This window comes from Dendrosporobacter quercicolus, from assembly GCF_900104455.1.
GTDB lineage: Bacteria > Bacillota > Negativicutes > DSM-1736 > Dendrosporobacteraceae > Dendrosporobacter > Dendrosporobacter quercicolus.
The window spans coordinates 261,942-276,664 of sequence record NZ_FNHB01000002.1 but is presented as its reverse complement, the minus strand read 5'-3'; the positions used below and the strand labels follow the sequence as shown (position 1 = coordinate 276,664).

General features: G+C 49.9%; 14 protein-coding genes. 3 read left to right on the top strand and 11 right to left on the bottom strand.

Going from position 1 to position 14,723, the window contains the following annotated elements:
• Positions 1-351: 351 nt before the first annotated feature.
• Positions 352-1,227, bottom strand: coding sequence for a sporulation peptidase YabG (yabG, locus tag BLR06_RS07320; protein ID WP_092070614.1), 876 nt, complete (start codon positions 1,225-1,227; stop codon positions 352-354).
• Positions 1,228-1,420: 193 nt separating this feature from the next.
• On the opposite strand from yabG, the gene BLR06_RS07315 reads away from it, so the two are divergent.
• Together BLR06_RS07315 and BLR06_RS07310 are read left to right on the top strand one after the other, a co-directional pair.
• Entirely contained in the window at positions 1,421-2,212 is a 792-nt protein-coding gene (locus BLR06_RS07315) for a glycosyltransferase family 2 protein (RefSeq protein WP_092070611.1), read from the top strand.
• A 343-nt stretch (positions 2,213-2,555) separates the two neighbouring features.
• The gene (locus BLR06_RS07310; protein ID WP_092070608.1) at positions 2,556-4,097 is read left to right on the top strand and encodes a peptidase G2 autoproteolytic cleavage domain-containing protein; all 1,542 of its coding nucleotides are present in this window, start codon (positions 2,556-2,558) and stop codon (positions 4,095-4,097) included.
• A gap of 184 nt (positions 4,098-4,281) precedes the next feature.
• Here BLR06_RS07310 and rsmA read toward each other — a convergent pair whose 3' ends face one another.
• From rsmA to metG, 5 genes are all read right to left on the bottom strand, one after another.
• A complete protein-coding gene (rsmA, locus tag BLR06_RS07305) occupies positions 4,282-5,121 on the bottom strand; it encodes a 16S rRNA (adenine(1518)-N(6)/adenine(1519)-N(6))-dimethyltransferase RsmA (protein ID WP_092070605.1) in 840 nt (279 codons plus the stop codon).
• Complete coding sequence (rnmV, locus tag BLR06_RS07300; protein ID WP_092070602.1) at positions 5,114-5,674, bottom strand: ribonuclease M5; 561 nt, start codon at positions 5,672-5,674, stop codon at positions 5,114-5,116. Before rnmV ends, rsmA begins: the two co-directional genes overlap by 8 nt.
• A 67-nt stretch (positions 5,675-5,741) precedes the next feature.
• A complete protein-coding gene (locus BLR06_RS07295) occupies positions 5,742-6,731 on the bottom strand; it encodes a 3D domain-containing protein (protein ID WP_092070599.1) in 990 nt (329 codons plus the stop codon).
• 382 nt (positions 6,732-7,113) lie between these two features.
• Entirely contained in the window at positions 7,114-7,896 is a 783-nt protein-coding gene (locus tag BLR06_RS07290; protein WP_092070596.1) for a TatD family hydrolase, read from the bottom strand.
• 1 nt (position 7,897) lies between these two features.
• Positions 7,898-9,817 (bottom strand): methionine--tRNA ligase, encoded by a 1,920-nt coding sequence (gene metG / locus BLR06_RS07285; protein ID WP_092070593.1) that lies wholly within the window; start codon positions 9,815-9,817, stop codon positions 7,898-7,900.
• Positions 9,818-10,187: 370 nt separating this feature from the next.
• Here metG and BLR06_RS07280 point away from each other — a divergent pair, with 370 nt between their 5' ends.
• The gene (locus tag BLR06_RS07280; protein WP_092070590.1) at positions 10,188-10,442 is read left to right on the top strand and encodes an AbrB/MazE/SpoVT family DNA-binding domain-containing protein; all 255 of its coding nucleotides are present in this window, start codon (positions 10,188-10,190) and stop codon (positions 10,440-10,442) included.
• A 199-nt stretch (positions 10,443-10,641) separates the two neighbouring features.
• On the opposite strand, the gene rsmI is transcribed toward BLR06_RS07280, so the two are convergent.
• From rsmI to BLR06_RS07255, 5 genes are read right to left on the bottom strand one after another with little or no spacing between them, the layout of a single operon-like run.
• Positions 10,642-11,487 (bottom strand): 16S rRNA (cytidine(1402)-2'-O)-methyltransferase, encoded by an 846-nt coding sequence (gene rsmI / locus BLR06_RS07275; RefSeq protein WP_092070587.1) that lies wholly within the window; start codon positions 11,485-11,487, stop codon positions 10,642-10,644.
• Between the two features lie 9 nt (positions 11,488-11,496).
• Positions 11,497-12,219: a tRNA1(Val) (adenine(37)-N6)-methyltransferase gene (locus BLR06_RS07270; protein WP_092070584.1), complete on the bottom strand. Its 723-nt coding sequence runs from the start codon at positions 12,217-12,219 to the stop codon at positions 11,497-11,499.
• Positions 12,219-13,031 (bottom strand): PSP1 domain-containing protein, encoded by an 813-nt coding sequence (locus tag BLR06_RS07265; RefSeq protein ID WP_092070581.1) that lies wholly within the window; start codon positions 13,029-13,031, stop codon positions 12,219-12,221. Before BLR06_RS07265 ends, BLR06_RS07270 begins: the two co-directional genes overlap by 1 nt.
• 4 nt (positions 13,032-13,035) lie before the next feature.
• Positions 13,036-14,037 carry a DNA polymerase III subunit delta' gene (gene holB / locus BLR06_RS07260; protein WP_245698057.1) on the bottom strand — a complete coding sequence of 334 codons (1,002 nt, stop codon included), beginning with the start codon at positions 14,035-14,037 and terminating at the stop codon, positions 13,036-13,038.
• Positions 14,034-14,480 (bottom strand): YaaR family protein, encoded by a 447-nt coding sequence (locus BLR06_RS07255; RefSeq protein ID WP_092070578.1) that lies wholly within the window; start codon positions 14,478-14,480, stop codon positions 14,034-14,036. The genes holB and BLR06_RS07255 overlap by 4 nt, the downstream gene beginning before the upstream one ends.
• Positions 14,481-14,723 lie beyond the last annotated feature (243 nt).

Here is a 14,723-nt window from a genome sequence, read left to right as displayed (position 1 = left end):
ATGATTACTGCGATAAACCAAAATGCCACGATGATTGCGACTGGGATGATTTTGACCCATGTACAGCCCCGCCCCAAATGCATTGCGATGCAAAGAAGGAATGTGTGAAAACGTTTACCTGTTTTTATAAACTATACCGGATCTGCCAGTATCGCCTATATAAAGTCTGCTCACGCTGCAAGCATGAATTTGATTATCACCACCATCGCGGCGCCTGTCCGCGATGTTCCGGCAGGCCATATTAATCAACCAGCTCAGTATCACCCGTCAAACCGAGTAAAGAGGGAGCCTCTGGCTCCCTCTTTACATTTATCAGCATTAAGCGTTGATCGCGCCTGCTTTAAGCCGGCCTCAGCCATACGGCGTTTTTGGCATGCCCAGACGAAACTTGCCGCGCGTCTCCAGTCCGCCAACACCTTCTACGCCGGTGACCGATGCGGTAATGGCGTCGCCGACATCAACCGTTTTATTAATTGGCGTAAACGCCACTTTTTCAGCAATAAATACCGGATCATAGGCATGAATAAAAATCCTGGTCGGAGAACTGGCAAAATTTGCCCCGGAAGCCAGAATTGCTTCAAAATGCGACTGACAGGCGCCGGCGAAAATGACCAGATCATCGCGGGATGGTTCAAAATTCCGGGCTTTTCTCACACCTGCTACAAAATACTTGGAATTGCGGTAGTTCTGAATATCCTTAAAATCCTTTTTACCGCCGCCGATTAAAGCGTCATGGCCGGTCAAAACCAAAATATCCGGCCGATATTCCTCCAGTAAAGCGACAACATGATCTGCCTGCTTGGCTTCGTCAATGCACCGGCCTACGGCTTCAATATTTAATTGATTGTAAGTTTTTAAACACATTTTAAGATATTCTTCATCTCCGTCGAGATGGAGCACCCGGCCGGGTAAATCAAAAAAAGAGTATTTTTTAGGCTCAGCCCGCGTCAATTCCAATTGCTTGCGCTCCATGCCCCGGCGGAGCATTACCCGCTTTAAGCTCTCATTATGCATGCCTTCCATGCGCACAATCTCATCACGCAAATGTTCGGCGTCAATTGGTTCCAAATCAGCGACCGGGGCATCTGCCACCAGCCTTAAGTGCATACCTTTCAGAACACACTTGATACTGTTTGGGTCATCGCGAATAATTTCTGTAACTTTAAATACAATATCGCCGCCGTGCGACTTACGTATGACTAGATCACCAACCGATATGTTAGTCACAGCCGTACTCCCCCCCTCGTTAGTTCATACTATGAGACTGTAAAACCATTTGCAACAATTGGGGTAAAATTTTAATTGTGCTTTGCCGGTAGCAAAAAGCAGCCCCTCCCAATATACTGTAGTGACATTGCTCGCGGTACTAGAACCGACTAGGCCGCAGACATCGCAGTCAATTCAAACGAGGTGAAGGCGCATGATTTCTGTGGTTGTTCCAGCAAAAAACGAAGCCGGCCGTGCAATAACAGTACTGCAAAATCTGGGAACACTGCCCGTCGATCATATCATTTTTATCTCCAATGGCAGCAAGGATTCTACAATGTATGAAGTACTGCAAATGCGACTGCCAAAATTACAAATCATTTACTTCCATGACTGCTTAGGTATTGACATTCCCCGCGCTATCGGCGCAAAAGTCGCTTTGGCGTTAGGCAGTGATGTTGTAGCCTTTGTCGATGGCGACATGGTTGGAACCTTCAATGAAAGTCTGATGGAACTGGTTGACGGGGTTTTATTAAAACATTTAGATATGGCCTTGACCAACTGCTATCCTTCGCCGCCGCGCCACATTGAACGCTATAACCCCACTTTTCAGTGGCGCATGAACCTAAACAAAGAGCTTAGTCTGGACAAAAAAATTGGTCTGGCTACTCCGGCTCACGGCCCTCATGCCGTCTCCCGCCGGTTTCTGGAAACTCTGCCGCTTCAGGAACTGGCCATTCCGCCGGTATCCCTGGCGTTAGCGCGTAAAAACAAATTAAAAATTGATGTGGCTACCACCATTCCCCACTACCGCCTGGGATCGTCGATTAAAGGCCAGCTGCATACTACCAAAATCATCGATACCATTGTTGGCGATTGCCTGGAAGCAATGGCCAGTTTCCGTGATCAGCCCCGTAATCGCCAGTGGCAGAATAAAACTTACATCGGTTATCATAGCGAACGGCGTTTTGATATTCTCAATCATTTTTTTACTTCCAAATCATAAAAAGAGGGGGCTGTCGCAAAACATTTTTAAAAAATGTTTTGCGACAGCCCCCTTTCTTTAGATGTGCCAGGGTGAAGGCCGGAACGGAAGACCATTATGCAACACTGCGCCACTGTCGTTTAACCTCCGCTTATGCATAATGCTCTCCCGCTCCTCGGTAATGTGGAAGTCTTCAAAAACAAGGGACAGGTCCCTTGCAGTTCATCCACAGCCTTTTCTTCCGGCGCTCAATCCGGGTATACACAAATCCCTTGCTCAGACATAAGTTAAATATAGAACGTCTTTTCACTTTATACCCTCGCAGAGATACCTGGTCTTTATAATAGGAAAAGGAAGGGTTATAATGAACGCATTTTTACAGATTGAACGGCAAACGGCCGGTTTCATCCCGGCAGGGAACAACGTTATTTTTGATTCGAGCCTATATTCTGAAGGAGATATCCTGTATACCGCCGCTACCGGCGAGATTGCCCTTAGCCAGGTTGGAACTTTTATCGTCCAATGGTTTGTTGCGGTGCAATCATCCATAGAAGCCGCGTCATCGGTATTTGCGGTATCGGTTGCAGGTGAAGGAAGAGCAATCATTGGCAACTCACCACTCAAAACCGGGGCAACGGCAGGCTATGCCATAGTACGCGTAGACGCGGCCCCGGTTACCATTGCATTGGTTAATCAAAGCGGCAAAGATGTCTGGTATTCCACCGTCACACCAGTAAAATCTTCGCTTATCGTATTTCGCGGGACCGGTCTTGAGCATTTGGTTGATGGAAGTACAGCAGGCTCTCTCGCCGGAATCGGTACTTATTTTGACTATGTCATGGGCGAATATGCGGTGGCATTGGGTTATTTAAGCCGCGCCTCCGGTCTGGCGTCCCACGCGGAGGGCTATAATACAGCAGCAGCCGGAATAGGCGCCCATGCGGAAGGAGCCAATACATCCGCACCTACCGATGGCGCTCACGCCGAAGGCATCGGAGGAGTGGCCTCCGGGCAGTCGTCCCACGCAGAGGGCGACAATACGACGGCCACGGATTTGGGCTCTCATTCGGAAGGAAGATACACCACCGCAGCGGGTCTGGCGTCCCACGCGCAAAACGGTTATACGCAATCCAGCAGCCAATACTCTCATGCCGAAGGCATCTCCACAACAAGCTCCGGTCCCGCCTCGCATGCAGAAGGAGTTCAAACCACCACAGCGGGCTTCCAGGGCGCCCATATTATGGGCACCTATGGCGATGCTGAAATGAATTTTTCCTGGTTTTTGGCAAATGGATCAGGGTCTGCCAGAGGACTTGCCGCAAAAATCCTTACCACCGGAGAAGCTTATATTGATCAAAACTGGAATGGCGGCGGTGCGGATTATGCCGAAATGTTTGAATCGGCCGACGGCGCGGAGATAGAGCCCGGTTACTTTGTCGCCCTGGACGACGGCGAGCATGAAAAAATCAAAGTATTCAATGCTTCGGTGGATGATTACGTACTGGGCGTCACCAGTGCAGCACCCGGTTTTTTGGGCAATGCGGGGGAGCTTCGCTGGGAAGGAAAATATCTGACCGACCAATGGGGCCGAATACAATACCAGGAGACGGAAATCCCCGATTTAATCCACGAGTCGACCGGAACTGTTATCTTGCCGGCCCACACGCAAACCAGGCCGGTGCTCAATCCAGAATTCGATCCCGAAACGCCGTATTTGCCCCGTTCCAGGCGACCGGAGTGGGTTCCTGTCGGGCTTCTGGGAAAGCTTCGCGTCAGAGACGATGGAACCTGCGCGCCCGGAGGATATTGCCGTCCCAATGAAACCGGAGTCGCTACTTCGTCCGCCGACGGATACCGGGTACTAAAAAGAACCGGTACCGGACAGGTGATGATTCTATTCCGATGAAGGCTTTCCAAAACCGGTGATCTGCAAAAGCGACTGTGCGCAGCAGCGCCCGCTCTTATAAAAAACTCCCAATTTTTCCATGATTTTTAAATTAGCCGGCAAAATGTAAACCAGGAACCTATAGAATGGACGCTTGCATTGCGTTATTCTATAGGTTCCTGGTTCGTTCAGTACGACCCTTGCTTTATTTTAGGCAATTGGCAAGTGCGGCAAATTCCTGGAGCGACAGCGTTTCGCCGCGCCGCGCCCCATCAATTCCCGCAGCAGCCAAAGCCGGTTGTATTTGATCAGCGGGAATTCCCGTTTTCAAAGCATTGTTTAACGTTTTACGGCGTTGGGAAAAAGCTGCCTTGACCACCCGGAAAAACAGTTTTTCGTCGGCGACGGCCACCGCCGGCTGATCACGCACAAGGCAGCGGATCACCGCCGAATCGACAGCCGGAGACGGAATGAAAGAAACCGGCGGAACGTCAAACATCATCCGGGGCTGAGTAAAATACTGGACAGCCACCGATAAAGCGCCATAATCCTTAGTACCGGGGCAGGCTACCATCCTGGCCGCCACCTCTTTTTGAATCATGGTCACCAATACGGAAACCGGCAGCCGTGCTTCCAGCAATCCCATAATAATGGGGGTAGTGATATAATAAGGCAGATTGGCAACCACTTTAAATGGAGCGGCAGGCACCTCGGCGGCAATATCCACTTTTAAAATATCACCATGAATGATCCGCACATTATCATAGCCGGCCAAGGTTTCCGCCAGCACATCAATAAGCTTTAAATCAAGCTCCACCGCCACAACCTGAGCCCCGGCCTCGGCCAGCCCCTGCGTCAGTGTGCCGATACCGGGGCCTATTTCCAGCACTGTATCGCCCGGACTGATATCCGCGGCCTGAACAATGCCCCGGACAATCTTCTCATCGACAAGAAAGTTTTGTCCTAACTTTTTACTCATCCGAATGTTAAACGTTTTTAAAATATGTTTTGTTACATCTTTTTGGGCGATTGTCGGCTTAATCATCTCCGGCCTCCTGTTTACCTGACGCGGCCTTTTTTACGGCCGCGCCGAACTCATTGCGAGTGACACCATAATGGTTCAACCGCTGCAAAAAGGTTTTGGCATTGGCATAGCCAATACCAAGCTCTGCTCCGGCAGCAGCCCGCCGGTCCGCAGCCTCCGGCGCACCGCTTAAACCTGCCCTCAGCATATCCGCAACGGTAAATTCCGCAGCCGGTTTCCATTCCAAATACCGGACTTTGGCCAGCGCCGAGCGGATCGCTTCAGGTGAGGCCTGTTCAATCCCAATATCATCGTTGGCAGTTGCTTCTTCCTTTGGTATAAAGGCGTGTTTCGCTTCCGGAAAACGTTTGCTTAAAAATTTACGAATCCGCTCGCCGGCAGTGTCGGGATCGGTCAAAATAATGATCCCCCGTTTTGTATAAGCCTGTTCAATTCTTTCCAGGGTACGGGGGGCTAAATGAAACCCTTCGGTTATAATACATTCGGCGTCCACCGCCCGCCCGACAGCCTGTACATCATGCTTGCCTTCCACAATAATAACTTCTTTAATCACACTACCCCTACTCTTTGATCAATATTCTAGCTCTTAAAAAATAAACAGGGTATAATACCCTGTTTATTTATTCCGCCAACACATAAACTTTGACCATGCGCCGCCCAAAGCGCCAGGCTTCACTTGCATTTTCCATACATAAGTCGATACTATTGCCAATGATTGCGCCGCCGGTATCGGCAGCTAGAGCCGATCCGTATCCTGGGATATACACTCTGCTTCCCAGCGGAATTACCGCCGGATCAACCGCTACGATACCGCGGCGGGCCGGAATTCCGGTAGCCGTAATTCCATGACCTGAACCGTCTGTCGGCAGATAGGCCGTTGCCTCCATTACCTCGACCCGTCTAAAGCGTTGTACGCCGCGCGATGTTTCAACAAAATCGCGGGTACCGACCCTGACAATTTGAGGGGTGGAAGGATCGGAAATTTTTACTGCCAGGATTTCTTCCGCAGACTGTACGTCGTCAGCAAAATGCTGCTTAACTGTGACAATTTTTTTGCCATTTTGCCCGGCCTGAATAAGCTCCTCTACGCCTTTTTCCAAAGTGGCGTCAGGCTGATGAATCACTTGGAAAGGCTCTGGTTCTTCGCGCTCAATGACTTTTTCCGATATTTTTATTACCCGAATTTGCAAGCCGTCCTGAATTGGTTCGTCAGGTCCTGGGATCAGCTTAATGCCTGCATCAATCAGTCCCAGGCTTGCAGCCAGTTCGCCCACCGTCGGTGAGCCGGTCTGTATGGTTGTTGTTTCACCTTGATAAGTAATGGTAACAGGTACTGCTCTATATACTGTTATAATTGAACCGCTAACTAAATTCGACGTTGACAGACGATATTCGTCCTGCGGACCTAACTGTACCCCGGCCCGGGCCAGGACAACAGCAGGCCGGCTGGATAAAGTCCGGACTTCCTGAGTCTTTCCGTCAGCAACAATATTGACTTTTTTATTGGCTCCGACAAAGCCGGCTGCCAACAGCAGGACAATGCAGAACACGGCAATAAGCGCCGGCATTGTCCTTTTAGATTGCGAGTTTTTGGGCTGAGTGTAATGCATAAATCTCCCCCTTTTCAAGCGCCTGAAAATTATACCATACTTAAATTCGTTGTGTCAAATTTACATCATCTTTTTCATATATTTAGTCTTTACCAAAGTTGCCTAAATTATGCACTATTTGTAAAAATTTTACGGCAGACTGCTAAAGCGCCCAAAATTCGTTTTTCCGGTTGCGGTCTTGTCCCTGGAAAACCGACTGACAAAGTAAAAAAACAGGAAATAAAGCTGCATTTATCTTCTCCTTTCTTAAACACAGCTAAACTACTGTATCCTATGATGTTTCTTACCTAAGCGCAACCAAAGGAATCTGTTCGCGGGGATTGTCTTCATAAAAAACAACGAATACTTAATAAGTATTCGTTGTTTTGGTAATTATTACCAATTATTTTATTGCCTCCGCCGGTGCGATCGAAAACAACCGGCATACATTGGCCGTTGTAGCGGCGGCTAATGCTGAAAGCTCCATCCCCCGCAGCTCCGCGACCCGCTCGGCTACCAGTCTTACATAAGCCGGTTCGTTACGCTTTCCCCGGTGGGGGTGTGGCGTCAGATATGGGCAATCGGTCTCAATCAGCAAGCGTTCCAAAGGCGCAGCACCGACAATTTCCGGTAATTTAGCGGCATTTTTGAACGTTACCGGCCCGGCGATGGATAGATAAAACCCTAATTCAAGCAATTCCCGCGCCATTTCCAGACTGCCGGAAAAACAATGCAGCACTCCGGTCAGCCCCCGGCCTTCAGTTTTCAGTATCTGCAGAATATCGCCATGAGCCTCCCGGTCATGGATAATTACCGGACAGCCCATTTGCCTGGCTACATCCAGCTGCCGGATAAAAACCTGCCGCTGAATCTCCCGCGGTGACAAATCATAATGATAATCCAAACCGATTTCGCCAATCGCCACAACCTTAGGCCGTTTGAGCCACTCCGCCAGCTGGTCGTAATCGCCGTTCTGCACCGCTTTAGCATCATGAGGGTGATTGCCGACCGCGGCGAAAATACCGGCATAACGGTCCGCCAACGCAATTGAGCGCTGGGAAGAATCCATATCAGCCCCAATATTGATAATCCCGGTAACGCCATTTTCACGGGCCCTGGCGATTACCTCATCCCGGTCGGCCGCAAACCTTTCATCATCGATATGGGCATGAGAGTCAAATAACATGCTACTTCACCTTGCTCCCGGCCGGCAGCCCCGGAACGGTAACAACGGCCAGTTGATTGTCATGAGAGGCGGCCAGTACCATGCCCCGGGATTCAATGCCGCGAATTTTGGCCGGTTTCAGGTTGACAATCATCACCACATTCTGGCCGACCAGTTCTTCCGGGGTATAATGCTTGGCGATTCCGGAAACAATTGTTCGCTGTTCGACGCCCAGATCAACCGTTAAAGCAAGCAGTTTATCAGCCCCTTTTACCTTTTCGGCCGCCAAAACTTTGACTACCCGCAAATCCATTTTAGCAAATTCGTCGATGGTTACTTCGACGGAGTTTGCTTCCGGCTGAAATTTGGCAGCCGGCTGGGGCGTTCCAGGTTCAGCCGGTTCCGGCTTTTCTTCAATCCGCGGGAAGATCGGCTCCGGTTTGGACACCACAGTCCCTGCCGTCAGCCGCCCCCAGCCCCGGGCATCGTTCAAACTGACAGCCGCTAAATCATTGCCAAGGCCTAGCTGCCGCCAGATCTTAGGCGCAGTATTTGGCAGGAACGGCGAAATGAGAATACAAATAATGCGCAGCGCCTCGGCTAAATTGTACAAAACGGTATTCAGGCGGGCTTTCTTAGCCTCATCTTTGGCCAAAGCCCAGGGCGCGGTTTCATCGATGTATTTGTTGGTACGGCTAATCAGTGTCCATAATTGTTTGATTGTACCGTTAATGTCCATTGCATCCATTAAACGTTCATATTCAGCCGCCGTATTCTGGGCCAGTTTAATTAATTCATCGTCAATCGGCGCCGCTTCGCCCGGCGGTTCAATGACGCCGTGATTAAACCGGCCAATCATATTAAGCGTGCGGTGCAGCAGGTTACCCAAATCATTTGCCAGGTCGGCATTGATCCTGTTAATCAACGCTTCCCGCGAAAAATTCCCATCCATTCCCAGCGTGATTTCCCGCAGTAAAAAATACCTGATGGCATCAGCGCCAAACTCGTCAATCAACTGGAGGGGATCTATAACATTGCCTTTGGATTTGGACATTTTGTCCCCCTCGACGACCAGCCAGCCGTGTCCATACACCATTTTAGGCAGTTCAACACCCATGGCCATTAAAATTACCGGCCAGATAATCGAATGAAAACGGACAATCTCCTTGCCTACAAGATGAATATCCGCCGGCCAAAACCGGCTGAACTTATCCCGGTCATGCAAATAACCGGCGGCGGTAATATAATTGGTTAAAGCGTCAAACCAAACATACACAACATGATTCGTGTCGAACGGCACCGGTATGCCCCAGTCAAACGTAGTACGGGATACACACAGATCTTCCAGCCCGCTTTTAATGAAATTAATCATTTCATTGCGGCGTGAAGCCGGCTGAATAAACCCGGGATTTTCTTCAATATATTTAAGCAGCCGGTCCTGATATTTGGACATACGGAAAAAATAGCTTTCTTCCTGTAATAACTCAACCGCCCGCCCGCAATCCGGGCACTTGCCGTCCGTCAGCTGGCGCTCAATCCAGAAAGTCTCGCAAGGCGTACAATACCAGCCTTCATAAGAAGCCTTGTAAATATCACCCTGGTCATAAATTTTCTGGAAAATGGCCTGTACAACTTCACGGTGCCTGGTTTCGGTCGTCCGGATAAAATCGTCATGGGAAATATTAAGTTTCTCCCATAAGTGCTTAAACGAAGCAACAATTTTGTCAACATATTCAATTGGCGTAACCTGGTTTTCCTGCGCCTTGCGCTGAATTTTTTGACCGTGCTCATCCGAACCCGTTAAGAAAAACACTTCATAGCCCGCCAATCGCTTATACCTGGCTACAGAGTCGGCGATCGTCGTGCAATAAGCATGACCGATATGTAATTTATCACTGGGATAATAAATCGGCGTGGTAATGTAAAATGGTTTTTTGTCCATATTGTGAACCTCCTTCGCTCATAGCGAACAGCTTTTTAGATTACGGCAAAACACCGGCCGGAACGCTCCCCGGCCTGCCAATGCCCGGTACAACGTCAGCCTTAGGACTGCCAGTCCTAAGGCTGACGCTGTACCGGCCCTACTTTATGGCAATTATAGCCAGAATAAGCACCGCTTGTCAACCGCCTAATTTCGACAAGAAAGTATATAGTATGACACAATACACCTTAAATCATCCCTGAAATTGGATCAATTAAGAAAAAAACTACCTTTACTGGGAAAAACAGGATTGACACGTCTTGTAATATTTGGTATTATTTAGTTAGACAGATTTTGTCGAATATTGTTGAAATGAGAGGGGAACGAGAATATGAAATCAACTGGTATTGTTCGAAAAGTGGACGAGTTAGGTCGGGTGGTCATTCCAATTGAACTACGCCGTACTCTTGATATTGAAGAAAAAGACGCCCTAGAAATCTATGTGGATCATGACCGTATTATTCTGCGGAAATATGAACCAGCTTGCTCCTGCGTATTCTGCGGCAATGCGGATGAAGTATCCAACTTCAAAGGTAAAAATGTCTGCAAACACTGTCTGGATGCCATGGTTCAGAAAGTCATCTGATTATTTCCGTCGCCTGGGTCATCAACAAAGGAATGAAAACCGGCGGAGCCCTGGTAGATTACAATAGATTGCAGACAAACTGCTTTTCGCAAGTCTCTTGGCCGGAAATAGCTGCACCCGCTATTGCACCGAAAGGTAACACGAGAATTGGCCTGATTTTTACCGGCAGGCGTTATTCTCAGGTTACCTTTTTTATTGTTTACAATTCCTTGCCGATAACGGCCTGATAGACTTCCCGCCGGGGAACAGCCCTGCTGGCGGCGACCTCACGTATCGCCGTTTTTTTGTCATAGCCGGCGCTGACTAAAGCGGCCACTGCCTGCTCTAGCGGCGGCAATTCAGCATCGGCCAGGGGTTCCGCATTTTCATTATCATTACCATTGATCACTAAAGTAAACTCCCCCCGCGGCTGATTTTCGGAAAAATGCTGTTGTAAGGACTTCAGCGTTCCTCTGATAAATTCTTCAAATTTTTTGGTTAACTCCCGGGCCGCCACTGCCGGCCTGTCTCCCAATTCGTCGAGCAGTTCCGCCAGCGTTGCTTTCAGCCGGTGCGGCGATTCGTATAACACTAAGGTTGTCTGATAATCAGCCAACGCCCTGATGAAGGCCCGGCGCTTTTTGCCTGTCTTAGGCAAAAAACCGGCAAAGGTAAACGCAGTTGTGTCCAGTCCTGCCGCCACCAGCGCGGTCAGGGCGGCATTAGCGCCAGGTACGGGAACAACCGTCAGTCCGGCATCAAGGGCCAGTCGGACCAGATGACTGCCCGGATCGGAAATTCCCGGCAGTCCGGCATCGCTAACCACAGCCACATCCTCGCCGTTAAGCAGCCGTTCAATAAGTTCGGGGCCTCTGGTGTCTTTAATATGCTCATGATAACTGGTGAGCGGGGTATGAATGTCAAAATGCGTCAGCAGCTTGCGGGTATGCCGGGTATCTTCAGCGGCAATGAGCGCCGCCTCTTTCAACAGCCTGACCGCTCTATAGGTCATATCCTCCAGATTGCCGATTGGCGTGGCACATAAATATAGTTTTCCAGCTTGCATTAAATTCACCTACTTATAATATGCCCTGACAGTATCAGTATAGGCGCCGTCATGCTGATAGATAACCAGCGGAGACAGCACATCCAGTCCCGGTTTAGCTCCTTTTACCCCTTCGACCAGCGCCATAACCGCCTTCCGGTCTGCCTTGGGATAAACCAGCTGCAGCCGTTTAGGCTCAAGACCCGCCGCCGCCATTGTCTGTAGAATTTCCGGCAGACGTTCAGGCAGGTGAACCAGTGCAAAACGGCCCCGCACCTTCATCAGGTATTTGGCCGCCGCCACAACATCGCTGAGAGTCGCCTTGACTTCATGTCTGGCGATGGCCAAGCCGCTATTGGGATTGATCCGGCCTGTGCCGGCCGGCCGGTAGGGAGGATTAGCGACCACTAAATCGCACAAACCGGGTGAAAAATTGCCGGCCACTTCCCGCAAATCACCCGGTTTAATCAGCACTTGTTTTGTCAGTCCGTTAAGCTCAACACTGCGCCGGGCCATTGCCGCAACCCGTTCATTAATTTCCACCCCGGTTACCAGAGCGGCTCCGCGCGCAGCCAGCAGCAAACTGACCGCCCCGCCGCCCGCTCCTAAATCAACGGCGGAAATTCCTGGCTTTACTGTCGCAAAATGAGCCAGTAGCACCGCATCCAGCGAAAAGCGGAACTCATCCTCATGCTGAATAATCTTTAGCTCATTGATCATCAGGTCGTCTAACCGTTCACCAGGCAGCAGCATTATTCATCCTCTTTCTCCACTACTTCCTCCCAGGGGATAATCAGGGTTTTGCCGTCATCAAGCAGTACTGTCGCCGTCTTTTTATTGTTGCTTACCGCTATGACTTTGCCCTCGCCGTCAATCGTGATGACCCGGCGTCCGGCGGTCGGCGGTACAATTTTTTTGCAACAGCCGCCGTAACTGTCGCTTTCATATTTCAGGCAGCACATCAGCCGGCCGCAGATACCCGATATTTTGGTTGGATTAAGCGATAAATTCTGTTCTTTGGCCATTCGGATGGAAACCGGTTCAAAATCACCCAGAAAAGTTGAACAGCAGAGTGAACGGCCGCAGCAACCGATGCCGCCCAGCATTTTAGCCTCATCACGAACGCCAATTTGACGCAATTCGATTCTGGTGCGAAAAACTGCCGCCAAATCCTTAACCAGTTCGCGGAAATCAATCCTTCCCTCGGCCGTAAAATAAAAAATAATCTTATTAACATCAAACGTATATTCAACGTCAATGAGTTTCATTGGCAGATTGTGCGCTTTTATCTTCTGCTCACAAATGGAAAAAGCCTCGTCTTCCTTGACCTTGTTTTCCTTTACTTTATCCATATCCAGCAGAGATGCCCTGCGCTGGACGGTTTTCAGCGGCGCTACAATGTCTTCCTCCGCCACCTGACGGGGACCGATCACGACTTGTCCATGTTCAAGGCCCCGGGCGGTTTCCACAATCACGTTTTCTCCTGCTGCCAGCGCCAGCGGACCCGGATCAAAATAATATATTTTCCCGGCTTTTTTAAACCGTATACCTACTACTGTTTGCACCGTTTTATCCTCCTCCGGCTAAATCACACAACTGAATAAGCAGAGCCTCCCCTGCTAAGCGCGGGTTGGCATTCGCCTGAAGCGCCTGCCTGCAGGCCGCAGCGGCCGCCAGAGCTTTCATCAGGCCCGGTTCCGTCCAGTTTCCGGCTTGCCGCGTAAGCTGCTCTTCCAAATCGATATTATATAACAGCCGCCTGTCCCGCCGGCCGGAAATCATGAGTAAATCCCGTAAAATTAGCGTTAAGTATTCCAATAATGACAAAAAATCCTTCCGCTCATGTTTATCCAAAAGTGCTGCCGTCCTCCAGACAAAATTTCTTTCACCCTGAATCAGGGCCGCCGTAATTTCAGCGGCTTGGTTCCGCTGATTAAGCCCGCCAGGCTCCAGCAATTTAAGCGCCTGGCCGAACCTTCCGCCAGAAAGGCGCGCCGCCACCTCCACGGAAAAGCCGGCAAAGCCTTTGTCCATTAACGCCCGGCTCAGTACGCTGCTTGGCAATGGCTGAAAGGCCATTGCCAAGCAGCGGGATATAATAGTAGCCAATAATTGCTGCTTGCTGCTTGCAACCAAAATAAACAAACTGCTGCCCTGAGGCTCTTCCAGAGTTTTCAGGATACTATTGGCGGCCTGTGCAGTCAGCCGTTCGGCATCTTCAATAATGCAAACCCGCCTGCTGCTAAAATACGGAGCCAGGGCAAACGCTGACTGCAATTGACGGATTTGTTCAATCTTGATTGTTGTGCCCTCAGGCCGGATAACCAGCAGATCAGGATGGCTGCCGTCGGTCAGGCTGCGGCAGGCTTTACAGATGCCGCAGGGCCGGCCGGCGCTATCCATACACAGTACTGCGGCGGCTAATACCCGGGCAATGAGCATCTTGCCAATACCCGCCGCCCCGGTGAACAGCAGGGCGTGCGGCATTCGCCCCGAATTCAGCATCTGCTTCAGCCGGTCAATGTTCTCGCTGTGTCCGGCAATATCGCTCCATTGCATAAAACTGCTCACATATATAAGTCCACCAGCATCCCGCGGATGGCATCCTGTTTGGCCATAATATCCAGTTGCCGCTCCTGGCCGTGCCGCACATCCTCAGTCATACTGGTTAACGTCTCGTCAATATTTTTTATTGTCGTATATACTTTCTGCCGCCCCTGCCGGTCCCAGCCGGTCTGAGACTGCAGCGTATACATCCGCGCCACCGCTTCGCCAATGAAGTTGCGGACAAGCTCACGATAAGTCTTAAGTTCGGCATAAGTCGGAACCTGGCCAAGCCTTGAACCTTGCTTAGTAATTTCCTCCAGCAGCGCGTCCAGGCGTTCTTTGGAATAGTCGGCCTGACTGCGCACAAGATCAGACGAAAACAGATGATTGGATTTTCCGGACTTAACGCTGCCTTCAGCATCGTTATGCGGCAACACCTTTGGAGCTCCCATATTGTTTATCTTCACAAGAATCCGCCTTTCACCATATATACAAGTCCTTTTTATGCATAATTCAGCTAGTTTAAATTATAATTGGTTTAACTAAAATAAGCAAATTAGACCTGCAGCTAAGCGAGTACCGGGCGTCATCGCAAGGGTAACTTCGCAGTCTTTTTTTGTCCTGCTTCGTTTTCGTCGCCTTACAGCTTCCCGCTCTTCGCGGCTCCCTCGCCTCACAGGCCGAAAAATTCCGGCAAATTATCCCAGCTT